Origin of the sequence: Thiobacillus thioparus DSM 505, assembly GCF_000373385.1 — a bacterium.
In the GTDB taxonomy this organism is placed as follows: domain Bacteria; phylum Pseudomonadota; class Gammaproteobacteria; order Burkholderiales; family Thiobacillaceae; genus Thiobacillus; species Thiobacillus thioparus.
In genome coordinates this window covers 174162-197413 of record NZ_KB891328.1, presented here as the reverse complement: position 1 = coordinate 197413, position 23252 = coordinate 174162, and the positions used below count along the sequence as shown (strand labels likewise).

The 23252-nt window shown below is 64.0% G+C and carries 17 protein-coding genes; 5 read left to right on the top strand and 12 right to left on the bottom strand.

The genetic code is table 11. From position 1 onward, the window contains the following. Positions 1-37: 37 nt before the first annotated feature. Positions 38-1408, bottom strand: a complete 1371-nt coding sequence (gene hemN, locus B058_RS0111495) for an oxygen-independent coproporphyrinogen III oxidase (protein WP_026240863.1) — start codon at positions 1406-1408, stop codon at positions 38-40. 148 nt (positions 1409-1556) lie between these two features. On the opposite strand from hemN, the gene B058_RS0111490 reads away from it, so the two are divergent. From B058_RS0111490 to B058_RS0111480, 3 genes are read left to right on the top strand one after another with little or no spacing between them, the layout of a single operon-like run. Continuing rightward, complete coding sequence (locus B058_RS0111490; RefSeq protein WP_018508636.1) at positions 1557-2369, top strand: outer membrane lipoprotein-sorting protein; 813 nt, start codon at positions 1557-1559, stop codon at positions 2367-2369. Next, positions 2366-3829 carry a DUF1302 family protein gene (locus tag B058_RS0111485; protein ID WP_018508635.1) on the top strand — a complete coding sequence of 488 codons (1464 nt, stop codon included), beginning with the start codon at positions 2366-2368 and terminating at the stop codon, positions 3827-3829. The genes B058_RS0111490 and B058_RS0111485 overlap by 4 nt, the downstream gene beginning before the upstream one ends. Positions 3830-3842: 13 nt before the next feature. Next, on the top strand, positions 3843-6134 hold the full coding sequence (locus B058_RS0111480) for an efflux RND transporter permease subunit (protein ID WP_018508634.1): 2292 nt from the start codon (positions 3843-3845) through the stop codon (positions 6132-6134). On the opposite strand, the gene B058_RS0111475 is transcribed toward B058_RS0111480, so the two are convergent. The 5 genes from B058_RS0111475 to B058_RS0111455 form a co-directional block, all read right to left on the bottom strand. After that, a complete protein-coding gene (locus B058_RS0111475; RefSeq protein ID WP_018508633.1) occupies positions 6121-6699 on the bottom strand; it encodes a hypothetical protein in 579 nt (192 codons plus the stop codon). The genes B058_RS0111480 and B058_RS0111475 overlap by 14 nt on opposite strands. 2 nt (positions 6700-6701) lie before the next feature. Further along, positions 6702-9521: a phosphoenolpyruvate carboxylase gene (gene ppc, locus B058_RS0111470; RefSeq protein ID WP_018508632.1), complete on the bottom strand. Its 2820-nt coding sequence runs from the start codon at positions 9519-9521 to the stop codon at positions 6702-6704. 56 nt (positions 9522-9577) lie between these two features. Then, positions 9578-13534, bottom strand: a complete 3957-nt coding sequence (gene purL, locus B058_RS0111465; protein ID WP_018508631.1) for a phosphoribosylformylglycinamidine synthase — start codon at positions 13532-13534, stop codon at positions 9578-9580. A 28-nt stretch (positions 13535-13562) separates the two neighbouring features. After that, positions 13563-13805, bottom strand: a complete 243-nt coding sequence (locus B058_RS16895) for a DUF3330 domain-containing protein (RefSeq protein WP_040724325.1) — start codon at positions 13803-13805, stop codon at positions 13563-13565. A gap of 76 nt (positions 13806-13881) precedes the next feature. Continuing rightward, a complete protein-coding gene (locus B058_RS0111455) occupies positions 13882-14679 on the bottom strand; it encodes a PhnD/SsuA/transferrin family substrate-binding protein (protein WP_040724322.1) in 798 nt (265 codons plus the stop codon). A 198-nt stretch (positions 14680-14877) separates the two neighbouring features. Between B058_RS0111455 and B058_RS0111450 the strand changes: the two genes are divergently transcribed. Next, on the top strand, positions 14878-16314 hold the full coding sequence (locus B058_RS0111450; protein WP_018508628.1) for a bifunctional ADP-dependent NAD(P)H-hydrate dehydratase/NAD(P)H-hydrate epimerase: 1437 nt from the start codon (positions 14878-14880) through the stop codon (positions 16312-16314). Here B058_RS0111450 and B058_RS0111445 read toward each other — a convergent pair. Continuing rightward, positions 16292-16858: a TetR/AcrR family transcriptional regulator gene (locus B058_RS0111445; protein WP_018508627.1), complete on the bottom strand. Its 567-nt coding sequence runs from the start codon at positions 16856-16858 to the stop codon at positions 16292-16294. The two genes, B058_RS0111450 and B058_RS0111445, sit on opposite strands and share 23 nt — an antisense overlap. A gap of 85 nt (positions 16859-16943) precedes the next feature. Here B058_RS0111445 and B058_RS0111440 point away from each other — a divergent pair, with 85 nt between their 5' ends. Then, entirely contained in the window at positions 16944-17411 is a 468-nt protein-coding gene (locus B058_RS0111440; protein WP_018508626.1) for a nuclear transport factor 2 family protein, read from the top strand. A 27-nt stretch (positions 17412-17438) separates the two neighbouring features. Here B058_RS0111440 and galU read toward each other — a convergent pair whose 3' ends face one another. Genes galU through eno form a run of 5 tightly spaced genes read right to left on the bottom strand, consistent with a single transcriptional unit; the run spans position 17439 to position 23212 of the window. After that, positions 17439-18308: a UTP--glucose-1-phosphate uridylyltransferase GalU gene (gene galU / locus B058_RS0111435; RefSeq protein WP_018508625.1), complete on the bottom strand. Its 870-nt coding sequence runs from the start codon at positions 18306-18308 to the stop codon at positions 17439-17441. Between the two features lie 25 nt (positions 18309-18333). Next, positions 18334-20406, bottom strand: coding sequence for an NAD-dependent DNA ligase LigA (ligA, locus tag B058_RS0111430; RefSeq protein ID WP_018508624.1), 2073 nt, complete (start codon positions 20404-20406; stop codon positions 18334-18336). After that, on the bottom strand, positions 20406-21599 hold the full coding sequence (locus B058_RS0111425; RefSeq protein ID WP_018508623.1) for a cell division protein ZipA: 1194 nt from the start codon (positions 21597-21599) through the stop codon (positions 20406-20408). Before B058_RS0111425 ends, ligA begins: the two co-directional genes overlap by 1 nt. Beyond that, on the bottom strand, positions 21592-21951 hold the full coding sequence (gene ftsB, locus B058_RS0111420) for a cell division protein FtsB (protein ID WP_018508622.1): 360 nt from the start codon (positions 21949-21951) through the stop codon (positions 21592-21594). The genes B058_RS0111425 and ftsB overlap by 8 nt, the downstream gene beginning before the upstream one ends. Continuing rightward, complete coding sequence (gene eno, locus B058_RS0111415; RefSeq protein ID WP_018508621.1) at positions 21929-23212, bottom strand: phosphopyruvate hydratase; 1284 nt, start codon at positions 23210-23212, stop codon at positions 21929-21931. The genes ftsB and eno overlap by 23 nt, the downstream gene beginning before the upstream one ends. Positions 23213-23252 lie beyond the last annotated feature (40 nt).

Below are 23252 nucleotides of genomic sequence, written 5' to 3'. Positions count from 1 at the left end.
ATGGCATTCGTCAATCACCCTGCAGGTGCGGCGGAACTCAGGCGGTACGCGAATAACGGGGCTGCGTGCTGGCGGTTTCCTTCAGATAGCGGTCGAAGCACATGCCGATGTTGCGCAGGAACAGCCGGCCGCGCGGGGTGACACTGATCCGGTCCGACGCAACCGTGACCAGCCCGTCGTCGGCAAGCGGGCGCAGATCGGTCAGTGCGTCAGCGAAATAATCGGTGAAGGCAATGTTCCATTCCTGGCCGAAGGCCGCAAAGTCGAGCTCCAGATCGCACATCACGCGCGTGATCGCGTCACGTCGGATCTGGTCGTCGCGCGTGAGCCTGAGGCCGCGCTCGACGGCCATACCGGTCGCAGCGATACGTTCCTGGTAGCGTTTGAGATTCTTCTCGTTCTGCATGTACACATCGGCTGTCTGGCTGATGCTGGAGACGCCGAAGGCCAGGATGTCGCAGTCCTTGTGCGTGGTATAGCCCTGGAAATTGCGCCATAGCGTCTTGTTCTGCTGGGCGCGTACCAGTTCGTCGTCCGGACGGGCGAAGTGGTCAAGGCCGATGTTGACGTAGCCCACTGCGCCCAGCATCTCGTTCACCGCCTGCTGCAGGCCGAGACGCGTCGCGGAATCCGGCAGATCTTCTTCCTTGATCAGGCGCTGGTGCTTCTTCAGCCATGGCACGTGGGCATACGCAAACACCGCCAGGCGATCCGGCGACCATTCGGTCACCTGTTCCAGCGTGTGGCGAAAACTGGCGACCGTCTGTTTCGGCAATCCCACGATCAGATCCAGATTGATGCTGGAAAAGCCCAACTCACGTGACCAGTCGAGCACCTGCTGGATAAGGGTCTGCGACTGGATACGGTTGACTGCCTGCTGCACGTCCGGATCCATGTCCTGCACGCCAAACGAGACGCGATTGAAACCGGATTCGCGCAACGCCACCAGATGCTCGCGCGTCAGCTCGCGCGGGTCGATCTCGCAACTGATCTCGGCATTGGCAGCCAGCGTGAAGTACCGGCGCATCATGTCCATCAGGCGGCGAATATCGCCGGGATTCAGATAAGTTGGCGTACCGCCGCCCCAGTGCAATTGGTGAACCATGCGGCCCGGATCCACCCGTTGCGCCGTATGCGCCATTTCCTGGTCGAGATAGGCCAGATAGGGCTGGGTCTTGCTGTAGTCGCGCGTCGCCACCATGTTGCACCCGCAGAAGTGGCAAAGCGTGTCGCAGAAGGGAATGTGGGCGTACAGCGACAACCCGCGGTCAGGGGATGCCGCAGCCAGCTCATCGGTCCAGTCCGTCTCGCTGAAGCCGGTGCGGAAATACGGCGCAGTCGGATAGGACGTATAACGGGGGCCGGGTACGCTGTATTTCTGGAGCAGTTCCAGAAGAGTCGAAGTCATGGAGGCACCCACCACATCAGATAACGATGTCTTTTTATCATAGTACGGGCGCGAAATCCAGCACCCCCGGGCTGGGGAGCGCAGCGGGTTTTGCGGTAAAGTTCGGGCTGACAAAGCCGTTGGTATGCGCCGTTCACCCGGAAATCACATGTCATCCATTCCGCCGCCGTCTCTGGTTCGTTTCCTGCTGCTGGTCGCGCTGTTGCTCGGGACCGCCGCCGTCCGCGCCGACGATGCGTCCGATCTGGCACAACGCGTCTACGACCGTCCCAACGGGCGCGACCTCACCACGCTCGGCCGTATGGTGCTCACCGAGAAGGGCCGGGCACCGCGCATTCGTGAACTGGTCACCTTCCGCCTCGACAAGACGCGCGGCGAAACCGCCAACCTGATCCGTTTTCTCGAACCTGAAGACATCGCAGGAACCGGCCTGCTCAGCATCGACAAGGCCGACGGCAGCACCGACCAATGGCTGTACCTGCCCGCACTCGACCGCGTACGCCGCATTTCCAGCGACCGCAAGGGTGGACGCTTCGTCGGATCCGACTTGTACTTCGAGGACCTGCAGGAACGCAAGCCATCGAAGGATCGCCAGCGCCTGCTCGGCAAGCAGCTCGAAAACGGCATCCTCTGCGACGTGCTCGAGAGCGTGCCGCTGGACGCCGACGATTCGGTGTACAAGAAACGCATCAGCTGGATCGATCCCGTCACCGCGATCCCGCAGCGCGTGGATTATTTCGAGCAGAGCGGCAACACGCCCAGCAAGCGCTGGCTGCTGCGCAGCAAAAAACGCACCCAAGGCTACTGGACGCTCACCGACAGCCGCATGATCGACCTGGAAAGCGGGCATGAAACCCGGCTAGTCATCGATACGGCGCTGTACGACCAGAAACTGCCCGCCAAACTCTTCACTTCGCAAGCCCTTGCCGACGAAAGCCTGGAATCGGAATATCGCCCATGAAAAACCTGTTGCTGACCCTGAGCCTGTCGCTCGCCACCCTGCCCGTGCTCATCCCCGCCCATGCGGCCGATGACCTGCCGCCGCCGCGCACCACCGCCGACCAGGATGTACCGGACGATCTGCCACCACCGCGCACCACGACGCGCAAACTGCGCCCGCTGCCCACCGAAGCCTCGCCGGCCGACAGCACCCAATCCGTCAGCACTGCGGACGATCTGCCGCCGCCGACTCCGCGCAGCCACAAACCGAAGGCGCGCGGCTTCCAGCCCTCGCTCAAGGTCGGCATCGACGACCTGCTGCTGGAAGGCGGCAGCCTGCCCGACGCACCCGAGGCCGACACCTATTCCACCCTGCGCACGAGCGCCTACGTCCTGTGGCAGCCCAGTCTCAACTGGGAATTCCGCGCCGGTGCGCGGCTCGACGGCATGACGCAGGATGGCGGCCTGGCCAGCCACCGCGAACTGCTGGCCGATTACGGCGACACCTATGTCCGCTACCGCAGTGGCGACACCCGCCTCACCCTCGGCGCGCAGACCATCATCTGGGGCCGCGTCGATGAAATCCCGCTGGCCGACCGCGTCAGCCGGGTCGATCTGACCCGGTTCGCCCTCGACGACCTGGCTGACCGCCGGCGCGCGCAGCTCGCCACCCGCTGGGAGCAGAATTTCGGCGACTACAAGCTGGATGCGGTGTGGCTGCCGGTGTTCCGTGCCGCGCAGCTGCCGGACGTGGCCAGCATCTGGAGCCCGGTCAACCGCACCACCGGCCAGATCATCGGCATCGATCCTGCGCTCACCACCCCCTGGGTCAGCGCCGCGCGCATCAATGAGGACGAGCATGGCAGCGGCGGCGGCGCCCTGCGACTCACCAAGACCGGCGACCCCTTCGATTTCGGCGTGACGCTCGCGCGCACCCGGCAGTCGCTGCCGTATTACCGGCTCGACCTGGCTGCGCTCAGGCTCACCGCCGTACACCCGTTCAACACCTTTGTCGGCGCCGACATGGAACTCGAGCATGACGGCCTCACCTGGCGCATGGAAGCCGGTTACACCGGCGACGTGCCGGTGACCCTGCCCACGACCGTGATGGACACCACGCATTCGCTCGACTGGGTCGGCGCACTGGAGTTCTTCCCTGGCGGCGCGGATACCCGCGTCAACCTGCAACTGGTTGCGCACGCGCTGCAGACCGACCGCAGCATCCTCGAACTGAAGGAATACTACGGCGCCAACGGTGAGATCGAGACCAATTTCGGCCAGGGACGCTGGAAGGCCGGGCTGCGTTTTGCCAGCGGCTTCAATGTGCGCGATGTCTACCTCAGCCCCAAGCTCAGCTACGTGGGCTGGGAACCATACGAACTCTACGTCGCTGCGCATTACTTCGATGGCGAAGCGCGCACCCTGGGCGGCTTCCACCAGGATCATTCGCTGATCACGTTGGGCCTGCGCACCAAGTTCTGACCGGGACCGGCGCATGAAGCTGCTGAAACCCTGGATCGATGGCAGCCGCATGCTGCCGCCCTGGCTGGCGCTGGCCATCCTGCTCGGGATCCAGCTGATATCGATACCGTTCCTGCTGAAGCTTCATTTCAACAACGCGCCGGACATCTACTCGCCCCCCGATTCGCCCACCATCCAGCTGCGCGAATCGCTGTTCAAGGAATTCCCCAACGACGAGGCCGTCATCGCCCTGTTCGAAGGCGACGACCTGTACACCCCGGCGTTTCTCGCCGCGCTCGACCGCGCCGTGAAGAAAATGGCCGCACTGCCTGCGGTCGATCGGGTCCTGACGCTCACCACGGTCGAGCACATCGACGCCACCGACGACGGTTTTGCGGTATCGCTGCTGGTCGATCCGAAACATTTGGCCGAGCGCACGCCGGCGCAGTGGAAAGCCCGCGTGCTTGGCGACCCCATCGCGCCCGGCCTGATCGCCTCGCGCGACGGCCGCGCCGTCGCGCTGGTGGTGCGCCCGAAATTCCTGAAGGAAAGCCTCGCCCGCCGCGACATCGAGAACGCACTCGAAAAAACGATCACTGCCGAGAACCTCGATAGCCACCACACCGCCACTGCCGGCACGGTGGCGCAGACGGTCGCGGAACTGCGCTCGCTCTGGCGCGATAGCGCGATCTTCATTCCGCTCACCTTCGTCATCGGCATGGTATTGCTGTGGTGGGTGGTCGGGCGCATCCGTCCGGTCGTGATCGGCGGACTGGCCATGGGCACGGTGGTATCGGCCAGCGTGGCCGGGCTGGTGGCTTTCGGCCAGCCCTATACACCGATCACCGCGATGATCCCCACCCTGATGGCGGCCTACACCGTCGCCACCATGCTGCATCTGTATGCCGGCATCCAGCGCGGTCGCATCGCGTTGCTGCCGCGGCGGCAACGCATTGCCCGCGCGCTGAAGGACACCTTTATCCCGGGCCTGTTCAACATCCTGACGACAGGCGCCGGCATGCTGAGCATGCTGTGGATCAGTATCCCCCCGGTTCAGACCTTTGGCCTGTCGGGTGCCATCGGCACGCTCATGGTGTTCCTGGTGGTGTTCATCCTGGTGCCGCCCATCCTGTTGAAATGGGACACGCCGCGCTGGCCCCGCCGCCGGTCGGGCCTGGCGCACGCCCGCCGGATCGCGGCGGTGGTGGCTGTATTCAGCCTGCGGCACGCGAAAGCCGTGTTGATCAGCACGGCCCTATTGGTGCTGATGACCATCCCATTGGTGATGCAGGTCAAGGTCGAATCCAACATCCTGGAGTTCTTTGCGCCCGACCATCCCCTCAGCCGGGGTACCGAACGGATCGAAAGCAAACTGTCCGGCGTCACCGGGCTCGAAATCGTACTCACCGGCTCAGGTCGCGACAGCCTGAAAGACCCGGGCCGCCTGGCCCAGATCAAAGCCCTGCAGACCTGGCTGGAACAGCAGCCGGAAATCGACCGCAGCTTTTCGCTGGTCAACGTACTGGAGGAAATGAACCGTGCCTTCAGCGGCGATGCACCCGGCACGAATGCGCTACCCACCAGCCGCAAGCTGGTCGAACAGCTGCTGCTCATCTATGACGGCAAGGATTTGTACGAGCTCGTCAACCACGAGTTCCAGCGCGGCCGCATCGCACTCAGCCTCAACGTGCACGGCGCCAATGAAATCAGCCAGGTGATCCAGCGAATCCGCACACACCTGGACGCCCAGCCCATCGCCGGCATGCGCTACGATATTTCCGGATTCGGTCAGCTGTTTGCGGACCAGACGGATCGCATCGTCAACGGCCAGATCAAGAGCTTCACTTCGTCCTTCCTGCAGATTCTGCTGCTGATGGCGCTTCTGTTCCGCTCGTTCAAGGCCGGACTCATCTGCCTGATCCCCAACCTGGCGCCGCTGTTCTTCATCTTTGTGGTGATGGGTGTGTCAGGTATCGCGCTCGACGTCGCCACCGTGCTGATCGCCGGCATCATCCTCGGCATCACCGTGGATGACACCATCCATCTGTATCACGGCTATCTGCACCGCCTCAAGCATGGCGCCGGTCCGGTGTTTGCCATCATCCGCAGCGTGGAAAGCTCGGGCCGCGCGGTGATCGCGATTTCGGTGGTGCTGATTGCGCAGTTCGGTCTGCTCGGGTTGTCCGACTACCGCCCCACCGCTCATTTCGGCATGCTGTGCGCCGTCGGCCTGTTCGCTGGTCAGGTGTTCGAATTGCTGCTGATGCCGGCCCTGCTCGGCATGCAATTGCGCAAGCCGCGGCCCGTCGCCGTCACGGCACCGTGACTTTCAGCGCACCGAATTCGTCGTTGAACACCCCCACCTCGTCGCCCGACGCGAATTGCCAGCCTTCCAGATGACCGAACTCGGTGCGTGACCGCGGTGCCAGATCGAGTTTGAAACGACGCGCCGTCGACAGCGTAGGGTTGCGCACGGCCAGGATCACGGTGAGATAGCGGTCGCTGGTATTCTCGATTTCAGCCACCAGTCCCTTGCCCAGTATCGACGAGCGGAAACCGATGACAACCGGCAGAGCCGGTTTGGCTGTGGCCGCAGCCGCCTGGACGTCGGTTTCCTTGTAGGCCAGTTGCGCTTTCAGCTGCTCGATTTCGCGCAGGCTTTCGGTCAGCTGGTTGCGTGTCTCGATCAGATAGCGCTCGCTCTGCTGGCGTGTCTCGGTCTCCTTGGACAGCTGCCGCTTCATATCGCCCAGGTCGACGTTGAGCATGAAGGCATACAGTGCCAGACCACATACCAGAAACAGCAGTACGACATTCAGACCGACCGCCACGAACAGCCCACGGCGTCTCGGCTGAACGGAAGAGGGCGCGTCTGCGTTCGTCGTGCCCATGCTCAACCGGTGTTGCGCATCCCGGATGCGATGGCGTTGATCGATCGCATCAGGGGCGCCAACCACGATTCCTGTTCGGCATCCCACACGCTCTCGGAACGGTAACGCTTCAGCATGCGGACCTGGATATGGTTGATCGGGTCCATGTAGGGACGGCGGCGCGAAAGCGACAAGGCCAGGGACTGGTTGTCTTCCAGCAGGGTATCGATCTGCGCGATCTGTTTGACCCCATCCACCGTGAGCGCAAACTCGTCCGCGATCGCGCGATAGATCGCCATGGTATTGAGGTGGTCGCACAGGCGCGCGTATTCCTCGGCAATCTCCATGTCGGCCTTGGCCAGCGACATCTGCACGTTGGACAGCAGGCCACGGAAGAACGGCCATTCACGGTGCATCGTCTGCAGATGCGCCAGACCCTCTGGATGAACATCGATGAAGCGCTTCAGCGCACTGCCGATGCCGTACCAGGCAGGCAGCGTGTGCCGCGACTGCGCCCAGCCGAATACCCACGGAATGGCGCGAATCGAGCCCAGCGAGCGGTCGGCCTTCTTGCGATGGGACGGCCGGCTGCCGATGTTGAGCAGGCCGAGTTCAGTGACCGGGGTGCTTTCGTAGAAGTAGTCGATGAAGCCCGGCATGCCGATCAACGCACGGTAGGCCATCTCTCCGGCCGCTGCGATGTCGCGCATCCAGTCGAGGTATTCCTGCGGGTAGCGAACCTCGCTGTGGGCCAGCGCGGTAGCGCTGGCCTTCAAGAGGCCGGTGACGCCCATGCCGATTTCGTAGTTGGCGGTCTCGGGATTGCCGTATTTGTAGTACAGCATCTCGCCCTGCTCGGTGAACTTGATCTCGCCGTTCACGGTGCCGGGCGGTTGCGACAGGATCGCATCGTAAGTGGGGCCGCCGCCGCGTCCCACTGTGCCGCCGCGTCCATGGAACAGACGGCATTCGACACCGAAATGCTGCGTCAGCGCGATGATGGAAAGCTGCGCCTGATAAAGGTTCCAGTTCGATGCCAGGATACCGCCGTCCTTGCACGAATCGGAATAGCCGAGCATGACCTCCTGGTGGTTGCCGTTGGCCGCCACCAGGGCGCGATACACCTTGTTCGACAGCAGCTGGTCGAGGATGGCCTCGCTGCGCTGCAGATCGTCCACCGTCTCGAACAGCGGGGCGACCTGAATGCGGCAGAACCAGTCGCGCCCGTTGTGGCCGCACAGCCCAACCAGCCGTGCCAGCAACATCACCTCCATCACGTGCGACGCGCTGTGCGTCATCGAAATCACATAGGTACCGAAGACTTCGTCACCCACTTCAGTCTGCAGCTTGGCCATGCGCCGGAATACCGCAAGCGCCTCGCGCGCCTCGTCGTCCAGCGCGGCATCATTCACCTCGATCGGATCGATGTGGCCGACCCACGCTGCCAGCCGCTGCAGGCGGTCGGCTTCGGATGCGCTCACGTAGTCGAAATCGGGATCGATCTGTTGTAGCAGCGCGGCGACCGTGCGCGTGTGCACGGTCGACTCCTGGCGGATGTCCAGCTGCAGCAGGTGAAAACCAAAACTTTCAACCAGCCGGATCAGCGCCTGCAGATCCTGCATGGCGATGATGCGGTCGCCGTGGCTGATCAGCGAATCGCGCACCAGGTACAGATCGTCGAGGAAGGCTGCGGCATTCTCGTACGCCAGATTCGAGGTAAAGCTCGGCACGTCGGCCAGGCACTGATGGACGTAGGACAGGTTGGCATCCAGCCGCGCCAGCATCATCGCCGCCATGCGGCGATAGGGTTCGCGGCTGTAGATCTGCACCGCGGTGCCGCGGAACACCTGTTCGCCGAAGGCTTCTTCGTATTCCGCCAGATGCTCCAGGAAAGGGCCGGAAGGCGTGCACCAGCCGTTGCTGTGGGTGAGCGTCTGCCGCAGATCCCGCACCCGGGCACGGTACTCCAGCAGCGCTTCCTGCATCTGGGTGTGCACCGTCCATTCGGTGACGTCCGCCGTCACGAATGGATTGCCGTCGCGGTCGCCGCCGATCCAGGAGCCGAAGCGGATGAAGCTCGGCACGCTGACCAGGGCGGCGCCGTCGGCGTTGACGCCGTAATGCTTGCGCAGTGCCTTCTCGAAGAAGTAATAGGCTTTCGGCACCGCCTCGAACAGGCTTTCCCGCACGTAATACAGGCCATTGCGCACTTCATCGCGCACTTCCAGCTTGGCACTGCGGAGCTCGTCGGTACGCCACATCACCTGGATCTCGGCGGCCAGCTGCGCTTCCAGCTCGCGCTGATCGTTCACCCCGAGGGTGGGGCTGTACAACTGGTCGCAGATCAGGAACACCCGGCGCATGCCTTCCATCACCGCGCGGCGGCGCGCTTCGGTGGGATGCGCGGTGAACACCGGCGCGTAGTGCAGGCGGTTGACCATGTCCTGCAGGGTGCCGACCGACATGCCCTGCGTCTTGAGATCGGCCAGGGTACGGTCGAACGAGCCCTCCCACAACGGCATGCCGTGCGACAGCATGCGGCGGCGGTTACGGTGGGCAAAGCTCTCCTCCGCCACGTTGACCAGCTTGAAATAGCTGGAGAACCCACGCACCACCAGTTCCACCTTGGCGGCGGGCATGGCGTCGATCATCGCCATCAGCTCGGTGCGGCGCTGCTGGTCTTCCTGCTGCTGGAGTTCGGCAAAGCCGCGGCGCAGAGTTTCCACCGCCTCGAACACATCTTCGCCAGCGAATTGCAGCAGCACCTGGCCGAGCAGGGTTCCCAGCAGCTTGACCTGCGCACGCAGGTGGTCATCCGTCAGGAGGGTTTCGGGTGCATTCATGGGCGGAGAGCGGGGTTATTGCAGCAAAGCCGGCTATTTTCTCATATCGGCGCGCATCACCCAACCGCGCGCCGCGCATTGCGGAACATCCGCAGCCACGGGCTCGCGCCGGCCATCCCGTCAGGCCGCCACGACAGCTGCGCCGCGCGGTATACGCGTTCCGGATGCGGCATCAGGATGCTGAAACGGCCATCGGCCGTGGTGAATCCGGTGAGCCCCCCGGCCGAGCCGTTGGGATTGAGCGGGTAGCATTCGGTCGGCGCACCATGGTGATCGACATAGCGCAGCGTCGCCACGGCCTGCGCTGCATGCGCCGCCTCGCGGAAAGCGACCCGCCCTTCGCCATGCGACACCACGATCGGCATCATCGAACCCGCCATATCGGCGAAGAAAATCGATGGCGAAGCCAGCACCTCGACCTGTGCAAAGCGCGCCTCGAACTGTTCAGACAGGTTGCGTTCGAAACGCGGCCAGGCGCCGGCGCCGGGAATCAGGCCATGCAGTTGGCTCATCATCTGGCAACCGTTGCACACGCCCAGGGCGAAACTGTCGGTTCGCCCGAAGAACGCTGCAAACTCATCCCGGGCGCGCGGGTTGAACAGGATGGATTTGGCCCAGCCGCCGCCCGCGCCCAGCACATCGCCATAGCTGAAGCCGCCGCAGGCCGCCAGTCCGGTGAAGTCGCCCAAGCTGACCCGACCGGACAGGATATCGCTCATATGCACGTCGACGGGTGCAAAACCGGCGGCGTCGAACACGGCGGCCATCTCGACCTGGCCGTTGACGCCCTGCTCGCGCAGCACCGCCACGCGTGGGCGCATGCCGCGGGCGATGAAAGGTGCGGCGATGTCGTCGTCCACATCGAAAGTCGGTGCATAACGCAGGCCCGGATCGCCGGCATCGGCATTGCGTGCGAATTCCTGCTCGGCGCAAACCGGGTTGTCGCGCAGCTTTGCCATTTCATGGCTGGTGCGCGCCCAGGCACTTTGCAGATCGGTACGCGCCTCGTCCAGGATCACCCGCTCCTTGCGTAGAATGCGCACGCGGTCCGCCCCATTGGGCTGGCCGACGATGTAGAACTCGCCGCGCAGCCCGGCGTCGAAGAAAGCCTGCATCACCGCCTGGGTGTCGCTGCGGCGAACCTGCAGCACGGCGCCGGCTTCCTCGCTGAACAGCACGCTGAACATTCGTTCGGAATAACCGCGCGGATCCTGCATGTCCGGTTCCGGCAGGCCCTCGTCTTCGACGTCATGACGGATCTTCTCCGAACACAACTCGTCGACGTCCATCTCCACGCCGCAGTGGCCGGCAAACGCCATCTCGCACAGGGCGACGAACAGGCCGCCGTCCGAGCGGTCGTGATAGGCGAGCAGCTTGCCCGCGGCGTTCAGTGCCTGCACCGTTTCGAAGAAGGCGCTGAGCGCCGCGGCTGCCGGCGCGTCCGGGCAGTGGTCGCCCACCTGCTTGTAGGCCTGGGCGAAGCTCGAGCCGCCGAGACGGTTCTTGCCGAGTCCCAGGTCGATCAGCACGAGATCGGTATCGCCGGCGTCGGTGCGCAGCTGCGGCGTCAGGTGCTGCGTCGCATCGGGCGTGGTGGCAAACGCCGAAATCACCAGCGAGATCGGCGAGGTCACCGACTTCTTCTCGCCGTCGGCCTGCCACACCGTCTTCATGCTCATCGAATCCTTGCCGACCGGGATGCTCACAGCCAGTGCCTGGCAATAATTCGAGACCGCGGCAACCGTGTCGAACAACGCTGCATCCTCGCCAGGGTGGCCAGCCGGCGCCATCCAGTTGGCCGACAGCTTCACGCTGCCCAAGCCCTCGACCCGCGCGGCAGCGAGGTTGGTGATCGCCTCGACGACCGCCATGCGCCCCGACGCCGGCGCGTCGATCAGCGCCAGCGGGGCCTTCTCGCCGATAGAGAACGCCTCGCCCTGCGTGGTCTGGTAGCCGGCCAGCGTGATCGCGCAATCGGCCACCGGCACCTGCCAAGGCCCCACGCACTGGTCGCGCGCGGTGAGGCCGCCGACGCTGCGGTCGCCGATGGAAATCAGGAACATCTTCGACGCCACCCCCGGCAACGCCAGCACGCGGTAGACCGCGTCCTTGAGGTCGATGCCGTCGAGCGCCAGCGGCGCGGGCAAGGCGGGCTGGTGCGCAACATCGCGCGTCATCTTGGGCGGCTTGCCGAGGATGACGTCCAGGCTCACGTCCACCGGTGCGTTGTCGAAATGGCTGTCGCTCACCAGCAGGTGATTCTCCTCTGTCGCTTCGCCCAACACCGCGAACGGGCAGCGCTCACGCTCGCAGATCGCGTGGAATTCGTCGAGACGATCCGGCGGGATCGCCAGCACGTAGCGTTCCTGCGCCTCGTTGCACCAGATCTCGCGCGGCGACATGCCGGACTCCTCCGACGGCGCGGCACGCAATTCGAAGCGCCCACCGCGGCCGCCACCGTGCACCAGCTCGGGCAGCGCGTTCGACAGGCCGCCGGCGCCGACATCGTGGATGGAAAGAATCGGATTCTTATCGCCGAGCTGCCAGCAGCGGTCGATGACTTCCTGCGCGCGCCGCTCCATTTCCGGGTTGCCACGCTGCACCGAGTCGAAGTCGAGATCGGCGGCGTTGGCGCCGGTGTCCATCGACGAGGCTGCACCGCCGCCGAGACCGATCAGCATGCCGGGGCCACCCAGCTGGATCAGCAGCGTGCCGGTCGGCAACATTTTCTTGTCGACGTGGTCAGCACGGATGCTGCCAACGCCACCCGCCAGCATGATAGGTTTGTGATAGCCGCGACGCTGCCCGGCGACTGTTTCTTCGAACGTGCGGAAATAGCCGGCCAGGTTGGGGCGGCCGAATTCGTTGTTGAACGCTGCCGCACCGATCGGGCCTTCGAGCATAATCGCGAGCGGGGTGACGATGCGCTCGGGTTTGCCGTACACGTCGACTTCCCACGGCTGCTCGTAGCCGGGAATATTCAGATTCGACACCGAGAACCCGCACAGGCCGGCCTTGGGCTTGGAACCGATGCCGGTCGCGCCCTCGTCGCGAATTTCGCCGCCGCTGCCGGTGGCCGCGCCGGGGAAGGGTGAGATCGCGGTCGGGTGGTTGTGCGTCTCGACCTTCATCAGCACGTGGGTGAGCTCGCTGCTGTAGGCGTAGCTGCCGTCGGCGCGCGGATAGAAGCGGTCGATGGTCGCCCCCTCGATGACGGAGGAATTGTCCGAATAGGCCACCACCGTACCCTCGGGATGGGCGGCGTGGGTGTCGCGGATCATGCCGAACAGCGATTTCGCCTGCGCTTCGCCGTCGATCACCCAGGCGGCGTTGAAGATCTTGTGGCGGCAGTGCTCCGAGTTGGCCTGCGCGAACATCATCAGTTCGACGTCGGTGGGATTGCGTCCGATGCGGGTGAAGTTGTCGACCAGATACTCGACCTCGTCGTCCGACAGCGCGAGGCCGAGTTCGCGGTTGGCCGCTTCCAGCGCGGCGCGGCCGCCCGCCATCACGTCGACTGTGGCCAGTTCGCGCGGCGGCACGTGTTGAAACAGCACGTGTGCGCCTTCCAGCGAGCCCATCACGGCTTCCGTCATGCGGTCGTGCAGCAGTGGCAGCAGCGCTGTCAACGCCTGGGCCGTCAGCGCGGCACCCTGAGGATCGCGCAGACGATAGGCGACGCCGCGCTCGATGCGATGCAACTGGACGAGGCCGCTGTTCCTGAGAATATCGGTGGCCTTGGACGACCACGGGGAAATCGTGCCCGGGCGCGGCGTGACCAGAACCTGCACGTCGTCGGCCGAAGGACTGTCGGTCGGGGTACCGTAATCCAGCGTCTTGGCCAGCTGCTGTTCAGCTGCCACATCCAGCTCGGCGTCCAGCTCAAGGAAATGCCAGTAGCGTGCGCTCAGCTCGCCCAGCGCCACCCCGAGACGGGCTGCCTCCTGGCGAATTTTGTCGAGCCGAAAGGAAGACAGCGCGTCACTGCCGGGGAGCGAAACGATGGAAGACATGTGCGTCTTTGCAAACAGGGCAAAGACGCTATTTTAGCCGATCGGAACGCTTCGCCGGACGGGTCGGTTGGCGAATGGCCGCCTGCTTCCGCCAGATTTCGAGACACTCGAGGCCGCAGAAATGATGGACATAATCCTGCGCGTCCGCCACTTTGGCCGCATCTGCCGGGATTTCCTTCAAACAGACATCACAATTGATGACTGTGCAGGCATCTTCATCGGAACACTGTGCGACCGGCGCACCTGATGGTGTGCGGTTATGGACCGTCATACGCACTCCGTTACGCGAACTGCAGATACCCGGAATATAGGCCCCTGGGGCCAGCTTGCAAGCCATCCGTCCCCGATCAGTATCCCGCCTCCTTGATTGCCGTTTTGATGGTTTTGTAATCCGCCTCTTTGTCGATCACAAACCCTGTCACTTTGCTGTGGATCGTTTTTTGCAAGGACTGGACGGCCTCCTGCTTCAGCTCAGCGGCCGCGGTACCCAGCTTGTCCTGCTCGACCGCGGTCAGCCGATTGCTTGCCAGCAGCGTGAAATCCGGTGTGTTCGGCAAGGCGTACCAGACCTCGAAATCCCCTTTTTCCAGCAGCGCATTCGCGGCCTTGCTCCGCAGGCTGCCGGCCTGGGCGTAATTCCGTTCCAGGGCAATGGAGACATCTTCCTGCGTTTTGAAATTCAGGATCTTGGGGGTGCCCGCATTGTTGCGCTTGATGGTGTAGCGGCCCATCACGTCGAGCCAGGATTCCTTTTCTGTCAGCGCCATCGTCTCGATCGGTGCGCCTTTCCGGCGCACCAGCAGACCGGTGGCCTGGTCCTTCACTCGAGCCACGGGCGAATAATCCTGGTCGAGGACGGACACGGCAACGGACGGCGGCACGAAATACACATCCAGCCGGCCTCGATCCAGCGAGCGAAGCGTCGACTTGATCGTGCGGAACAACGTTAGATTGGGCTTCAACCCTAGCGAAGCGCCAAGCGCCCGGGCAAATGGCATCGCCGCCGTGCGAAAGTCGTCCATGAACACATCGGCCTTGCCGGTCCCGGGGTAGATCCCGATACTCAGCGTACCGTCACCGGCATAGGCCATGAGCGGCCATGCAGGAAGCAATGTCAGGCCCGCCAGAAAACCACGTCTATGCATGTTTGTCTCCCCTATTCAGGCCCGATGGCCGGCTGCACATTAGCGGCCAACGTCCGGCAAAATGAATACGCGGAGAGAGGTCAATTATGACTATCTGCCAGTACGGGCTAGGCTGACATCGGATCCGTCTTCCAGGAGGCCGCCATACGTCCCACCCGGATTATCATGTCCGCAGTGCCCTTTATTGAGCCTCGCCCCATGCCGATCACGCCGCTCTCGCCTGCCTCCTTCCCCCTCTACACGGCGGCCGACATTCATGCCGGCGAGCACATATGGGCAGCCGAGCACCCTCACGACACGCTGATGGAGAAAGCGGGAGCGGCGGCTGTCGAATGGACCGGCACACTGGCCGACGATTCGGGCGAGCCTGTCCTGATCCTAGCAGGGCCCGGCAACAATGGAGGAGATGCCCTGGTCGCGGCACGTCGCCTCGCGGCACAAGGAATTCGCGTCGTCGTCGCGAGCCGTGCCGATCCGGCCCGACTGCCTCGGGATGCCGCACGTGCCTGGGATGCCTGGCTCCAGCAAGGTGGAGCCGTACTGCCCCACTTCCCGTCGTCGCAACGTTACAGCCTCGTGATCGACGGCCTGTTCGGTATCGGGCTGACGCGCGACCTAACCGGCGAGGACGCACGCTGGATTGCGCAAGCCAATGCGCTGCCCTGTCCCAGGCTGGCACTGGATGTGCCGAGCGGACTCGATAGCGACAGTGGCCGGATCCGCGGTTGCGCCTTGCGGGCAGACCATACCCTGACTTTTCTCGGACTCAAGCCCGGCCTTCTCACCGCCGAGGGGCCGGACTATGCGGGCACGCTGCACCTCGACATGCTGGGCGTCGATCCGACCATGATGCCGGCAACGCCCGGGGGCGCCCTGATACACCTGGAGGCGCGTCACCATCTGCCGTCCCGTGCTAGAAACAGCCACAAAGGCCAGTTCGGCCATGTCGGCATCATTGGCGGCAATAGTGGCATGGTGGGCGCATGCCTGATCACCGGCCGCGCCGCGCTGCACCAGGGTGCCGGCAGCGTGACTGTGGGTGTGCTGGATGACCGCATTGCGGTCGACTACGGCGAACCGCGGCTGATGTTTGCCACGCCGGAGCACCTGACGGCGGCCGCGCAGTTGAGTGTCCTGGCGATCGGTCCCGGACTGGGCCAGGGTGTGCGCGCGCATACTCTGCTGGAAGCCGCACTTCCGGCCCCCTGCCCGCTGGTGCTGGATGCCGACGCCCTGAATCTGCTGGCCGGCGATCCCGAACTGGCCAAACAAGCGGCCCGTCGCCCTCATCCCACCCTGCTCACCCCGCATCCCGGGGAAGCCGCCCGCCTGTTGGGCGTGAGTGGGATGGAGATCCAGGCGAACCGCGTCGAGGCAGCCTGCACGCTGAGCCGAACCTACCACGCTGAGGTTGCCCTGAAAGGCGCAGGCACCGTGATCGCCCACCCCGACGGCCGCTACGCCATCAACACCACGGGCGGTCCCTGGCTCGCCCAGGCCGGTTCAGGCGATCGTCTCACCGGCATGGTGGCTGCGCTGCTGGGCCAGGGCATGGCGGCAGGCGACGCGCTCGAAGCCGCCGTATGGCTGCACGGCTGCGATATGGGCACCGCTATGCCTTCAACAGCGCGTTGATGATCCTGCGCAGCGCGGCCAGCGCCGCGTTAGGCGAAGGATCGAATTGCGCCCGCACGATCGCGCCGTCGATCGCCAGCGCCACGGCCTGCGCGATCTGTGCGCGCTGCCTAGACTTGGGCAGCACGGCGGCAATCGCTGCGGTCATGTCCTGCTTGTGGCTACGCGCAATCTCGATGACGTCCGGCAGCGTGCCGCCCAGTTCCCCGACGCTGTTGATGAAGGCGCAGCCGCGGTAACGCACGTCGCGAAACCATTCCTCGACGGTCGGCACGATCGCGCCGGCCTCGCCGCCGTGACGTGCCAATGCATCGGTGAACCAGGCCATCCAGCGCGTATGCCGATACGCCAAATAGGCGCGAATCAGATCGTTCTTGCTTGGAAAGTGCCGATAGAACGTGACCTTGGTCACGCCGGATTCGGCAATGACGCGATCGATGCCGGTGGCGCGCACGCCATCCTGGTAGAAAAGCTCATGTGCGGTATACAGGATGCGCTCGCGTGCGCTGGGCAGCGCGTCGCTCCGATCAGCCTGGGTGTTCATGCGCCTATTGTAGACAGATCCGTCTACATGACCTAGACTGCGCCCAACGTAGACAGATCTGTCTACATCACGTCAAGGAGCCGACATGGAAAGCAAACCGCCACTGCCTCCCTTTACCGAGGAAACCGCCGCCAAGAAAGTACGCATGGCCGAGGATGCCTGGAATTCACGCGACCCCGGACGCGTTGCACTGGTCTACACCGAAGACACCCGCTGGCGGAATCGTGCCGAATTCCCGGTCGGACGCGAGGAAGTCCGCCGGTTTCTCGAACGCAAATGGGCCCGCGAACTGGATTACCGGCTGATCAAGGAATTGTGGGCCTGCACCGGCAACCGCATTGCCGTACGTTTCGCCTACGAATGGCGTGACGATTCCGGGCAGTGGTACCGCTCATATGGCAACGAGAACTGGGAATTCAACGAGGACGGCTACATGATGCGCCGCTTCGCCAGCATCAACGACCTGCCCATCAAGGAATCCGACCGTCAGTTCTTCTGGCCGCTCGGCCGCCGCCCGGACGACCATCCCGGCTTGAGCGATTTGGGACTGTAGTGCGATCCGGGCGGCTGAAGCCGGATATCAGCAAATGCGCGACTTGAGGTAGGCGCCGAAGTCCTCGCTGACTTCGCTGTGCTTCAATGCGTATTCCACCGTGGCCTGCAGATAACCCAGCTTGCTGCCGCAGTCGTAGCGGACACCGTCGAAGGCATAGGCCAGCACTTGCTGTTCCTTCAGCAAGGCGGCGATGGCGTCGGTGAGCTGCAGCTCGCCGCCGGCACCCGGCGTGAGATGCTGGATGTGGTGGAAGATGCGTGGCGTCAGGATGTAGCGGCCGACCACGCCGAGGGTGGACGGTGCGTCCGCGGGCTTGGGTTTCTCGACGATGCCGTTCACCCGCGACACGCGTTCGGCCATCGGGGTGGCATCGACGATGCCATAGGACGCGGTTTCCTCCGGCGCCACCTGCTGCACGCCGAGCACCGAGCACTGGTAATAACCGTACTGATCGACCATCTGCTTCATGACTGCCGGCCTGCCGTCGATCAGGTCGTCGGCGAGAATGACGGCGAAAGGTTCGTTGCCGATCACCGGCTGTGCGCACAGTACGGCATGGCCGAGCCCCAGCGCTTCGGCCTGGCGGATATAGATGAAATTGACGCCGGCCGGGCGGATCGACTGCACCAGTTCCAGATCGCGATTCTTGCCGCGCGCAGCCAGTTCGGTTTCCAGTTCGTAGGCCTTGTCGAAGTGGTCTTCGACGGTGCGCTTGGTGCGGCTGCTGATGAAGATGATGTCGGTGATGCCAGCATCCATCGCTTCCTCGACCGCATACTGGATCAGCGGCTTGTCGACGATGGGGAGCATTTCCTTGGGGCTTGCCTTGGTGGCCGGCAGAAAACGAGTGCCGAGGCCGGCAACTGGAAATACGGCTTTTTTGACTTGTTGCATGTCTCTTCCTTGAAAGTCCTTTGGTTCAAAAATCCAACGGCTGCTGTGTGTTGTTATTGTCCGATGCCAGCAAGCTCAGCAGCCCGGCCTCGTCGAGAATGGCCACGCCGAGCTCCTGTGCCTTCGCCAGCTTGCTGCCGGCTTCCTCGCCTGCCACCACGTAGTCGGTCTTCTTCGACACCGACCCGGCCACCTTGCCGCCTGCGGCCTCGATTTTCTCCTTCGCCGCATCGCGCGTCAGCGTCGGCAACGACCCCGTCAGCACCAGCGTCTTGCCTGCAAGGATACCTGCCGATTGTTGCATGCCGGATGTTTCCGGCCAGTGCACACCCGCCTTGCGCAGCCTGCTGACCACCTCGAGGTTGTGCGGCTCGGCAAAGAACTGGACGATGGACTGGGCCACGATGGGGCCGACGTCGCGTACAGCCAGCAGGTCGGTTTCGGTTGCGGCAATCAGCTTGTCCAGCGAACCGAAATACTGTGCCAGATCCTTGGCAGTTGCTTCCCCGACGTTACGGATACCCAGCGCGAAAATGAACCGCGCCAGCGTGGTGGCCTTGCTGGTCTCGATCGCCGCGACCAGATTGGCTGCCGATTTCTCCGCCATGCGCTCCAGGCCGGCAAGCGTGTCAAGGCTCAGACCATACACGTCGGCCGGGCTGTGCACCAGGCCACGCTCGACCAGTTGATCGACCAGCTTGTCGCCCAGGCCTTCGATATCCATCGCACGGCGGCCGGCGAAATGCAGCAGGGCCTGCTTGCGCTGCGCCGGGCAGTAGAGCCCGCCCGTGCAGCGCGCGGCCGCCTCGCCCTCGATCCGTACCACATGCGAACCGCACACCGGGCAGACGGGATAACTGTGCAGGATGTTGAAACGCGGCGGTTCCGGCAGGAGCCGCCGCTCGACCACCGTAGCCACAATCTCGGGAATGACGTCGCCGGCGCGCCGCACGATGACCGTGTCCCCCACGCGCACATCCTTGCGGTCGATCTCGTCCTGGTTGTGCAGGGTGGCGTTGGTCACCGTCACCCCTCCCACGAACACTGGCGCAAGGCGGGCCACCGGCGTCAGCGCGCCCGTTCGGCCGACCTGGACGTCAATGCCGAGCACGGTGGTGAGCTGCTCCTGGGCCGGGTATTTGTGCGCCACCGCCCAGCGCGGTTCGCGCGTGACGAAACCGAGAGTGCGCTGCAAATCGAAACGGTTGACCTTGTAGACCACGCCGTCGATATCGAACGGCAACTGGTCGCGGCGTGCCGCGATGTCATCGTGGAAAGTAACGAGTTCGCCCACTCCCAGACACACTCGGCGTTCGGCACACACCGGCACACCCAGCTCTTCCAATGCATCAAGCATCGCGCTATGCGTGGGCGGCAGCGTCCAGCCTTGCACCTCGCCCAGGCCGTAGGCGAAGAACGACAGCGGACGCTGCGCGGCCAGCTTGGGGTCGAGCTGCCGGATGCTGCCGGCCGCGCCATTGCGCGGGTTGACCAGAGTATCCTTGCCGGCCTCGCGCTGCTTCGCGTTGTAACGCTCAAAGTCGTCGCGCCGCATGAACGCCTCGCCGCGCACTTCCAATACGGCTGGCGGCGAATCCATTCGCAGGCGCAACGGGATGGCATGCACGGTGCAGATGTTCTGCGTGACGTCCTCTCCCGTCTCGCCGTCGCCGCGTGTAGCGGCCTGCACCAGCACGCCTTGCTCATAACGCAGGTTGATCGCCAGTCCGTCGAATTTCAGTTCGGCGGCATACTCGACCGGCGGATCGTGCTCGTCCAGCCCCAGTTCCTTGCGTACCCGCGCGTCGAAAGCCTGCGCGCCGCTGGCTTCGGTGTCGGTCTCGGTGCGGATCGACAGCATCGGTATCGCATGGCGCACTTTTGGGAACGCATCGAGCGGCTTGCCGCCGACACGCCGGGTGGGCGAATCGGGTGTGGCGAGTTCGGGGTGCTTGGCTTCGAGCGCCTGCAACTCACGGAACAGCCGGTCGTATTCCGCATCGGGAATAGTCGGTTGATCGAGGACGTAATACGCGTAATTGTGGCGTTCGATCTCCCGGCGCAACGCAGTCGCGCGTGCCAGAAAATCGCTGGACATCAGGAGAACAGACGCAGCGACCGCCGGGACCCGGATGGCACGCCACGCGCTTCCATGCGCTCGTAAATATGCATGAGCTGGTTGCGGATTTTCTCGATGCCGGTGTCGGTCAGGGGGCGCAGGTTGTCGTCCACCAGAATGCCGCCGGTTTCGTTGGCGAGCGTGCGGCCGAAGGCCACCATGCCGTCGAACACCTTCAGGCCATCCGGCACGCGTGGAACGTCGAACTGCAGGGTGACGCCCTGCGAAGTCTGGCCCTCCACCGCCTCGACCGCAAACGGCTCGGCATCGTGGTTGCACAGGGCATAAAGCGGCTCGCCGCGGCTGTCGAGCAGCTGGAACACGCCATCGCCACCCAGCACCATGCCGCAGCTTTCCGCTTCGCGCACGATGCGGGTCAAATTCACCGCCCCCTCGCCGCGCGCGACCACATTGAGGCCGATGAGGACATCGACGTCGACGCAGAAACGATCGATGGCCTGGGCGCGTTCGAGCGCATCGACCATATCGTCGCAGGCGAGGCGCAGGCCATGCGCCTGCGTCATCGCCTGCAGCACGTCGCACAGGGCGGCGAGCTGCTCTTCCTGCACCGCCCCGTTGCGGTCGGCCAGTTGCATGGTAACCGCCACTTGCTGATACCGCGCGTCACGCCATGGCTGGACGTCTTCCCATGCCGTCGCTCCCACCGGCAGGCCGAGCCAGCGTATCGCTTTGCCCAGTGTCCGGGTCTGGTTGAAAGCGTCGACGAACACATTGGCCATGGCGCCATCGCAGCCGATGCGGGCACGGTATTCGATCAGTTCGTCATAAGGTGCCGGCGCCGCACCCGACGGCGAACTGGCAGGGCGCCGTTCGCTGGGCACCGCAGCGGCAGGATTCGGGGCAGGGACAGCATTCACCGGCACGTCCGCATCGTCGCCTGCCAACGAAGTGCCCGTATCGAAGCGCACATGGGGTTCGCCAACCCCGCTCTCGCCGTCATCTCCGAGAACCGGCTCCCGCAGCGCCGGCTCGACCCGTTCATGCATTGCGCGCGGCCTGGCATCATCCTGCATCAATGCATCGGCCACCGGCATTTGAAAGGCCGCATCCGCCTGCTTGCGGAAGCGGCGTTCCTGGATCCAGTTGAATACCAGCACTGCCGCCACGACGGCCCCACCGACGATCAACAAGCCGATTTGCAAATCACTCATTCGTTTTTCCCGACTGAACGGATTGGGCAGGCACGACCCGGACGAACCATTCATCCGGCGCCACCATGCCCAGATCATTGCGCGCGCGTTCCTCGATCGCATCGCGTCCCTGCTTGAGATCGTTGATCTCGGCCAGCAGGCTTGCATTGCGGACTTCCAGGCGCTGATTCAATGCCAGCTGGATGTCGATTTTCTGCGCGCCCTCCCGCACCCTCAGCCAACCGCCCTCACCCAGCCAGAGCGGATATTGCAACAAGACAACCGCGATGGCCAGCACCCAGGTCAGCCCCCGGCTGCGGAGACGCGCGATGAACCGGGTCGCGTTGAAGTCAGCCGCGCTGGCGGAACGCATCGCGTCCAGGGTAGCTCGCCGTGTCGCCGAGTTCTTCCTCGATGCGCAGCAGCTGGTTGTACTTCGCCATGCGGTCGGAACGCGACAGCGAGCCGGTCTTGATCTGGCGAGCGTTGGTCGCGACTGCCAGATCGGCAATCGTGGTGTCTTCGGTTTCGCCCGAGCGGTGAGAAATCACGGACGTGTAGCCCGCCTGCTTGGCCATCTCGATCGCCTGGAAGGTTTCCGACAGCGTACCGATCTGGTTGACCTTGATCAGGATCGAGTTGGCGATGCCCTTGTCGATGCCTTCCTTCAGGATCTTGGTATTGGTCACGAAGAGGTCGTCACCCACTAGCTGCACGCGCGCGCCGAGCTTGTCGGTCAGCAGTTTCCAGCCATCCCAGTCGCCTTCGGCCATGCCGTCCTCGATGCTGATGACGGGATACTTGTCGCACCAGGCCGCCAGGTAATCGGTGAATTCGGCAGCGGTCAGCTTCAGGCCTTCGGATTCGAGGTGGTAGCGACCGTCCTTGTGGAACTCGGATGCGGCGCAGTCGACGCCGATGGCGACGTCGATGCCGGGCTGCAGCCCGGCTTTCTCGATCGCCTGCACGATCAGCTTCAGCGCTGCCTCGTGCGATTCCAGGTTGGGCGCGAAGCCACCTTCGTCGCCTACGGTCGTCGCCATGCCCGCATCATCCAGCAGCTTCTTCAGCGCATGGAAGACCTCGGCGCCGTAGCGCAGGGCTTCGCGGAAGCTCGGCGCGCCGACCGGGATGATCATGAATTCCTGCATGTCGATGTTGTTGTTGGCATGCGCGCCGCCGTTGATGATGTTCATCATCGGCACCGGGAGAGCCATCGGCGCGGCACCGCCGAGATAGCGGTACAAGGGCAGCCCGGCCTGCTCGGCGGCGGCGCGGGCACACGCCATCGACACCGCCAGCAGGGCGTTGGCGCCGAGACGCGACTTGTTCTCGGTGCCGTCCAGATCGATCATGGTCTGATCGATGAAGGCCTGGTCTTCGACGTCCAGGCCGATGATGGCTTCGCAGATTTCAGTGTTGACGTGCTCGACGGCTTTCAGCACGCCCTTGCCGAGGTAACGCGACTTGTCGCCGTCGCGCAGTTCGATCGCCTCGCGGCTGCCGGTCGAGGCACCGGACGGCACGGCGGCGCGCCCCAGCACGCCGGACTCCAGCAGCACGTCGACTTCAACAGTGGGATTGCCGCGGGAATCGAGAATTTCCCGGGCGATGACATCAATAATGGCGCTCAACTTTTCTTCCTTAGGTCGTTCGTCCACGCAGGGCACGGGG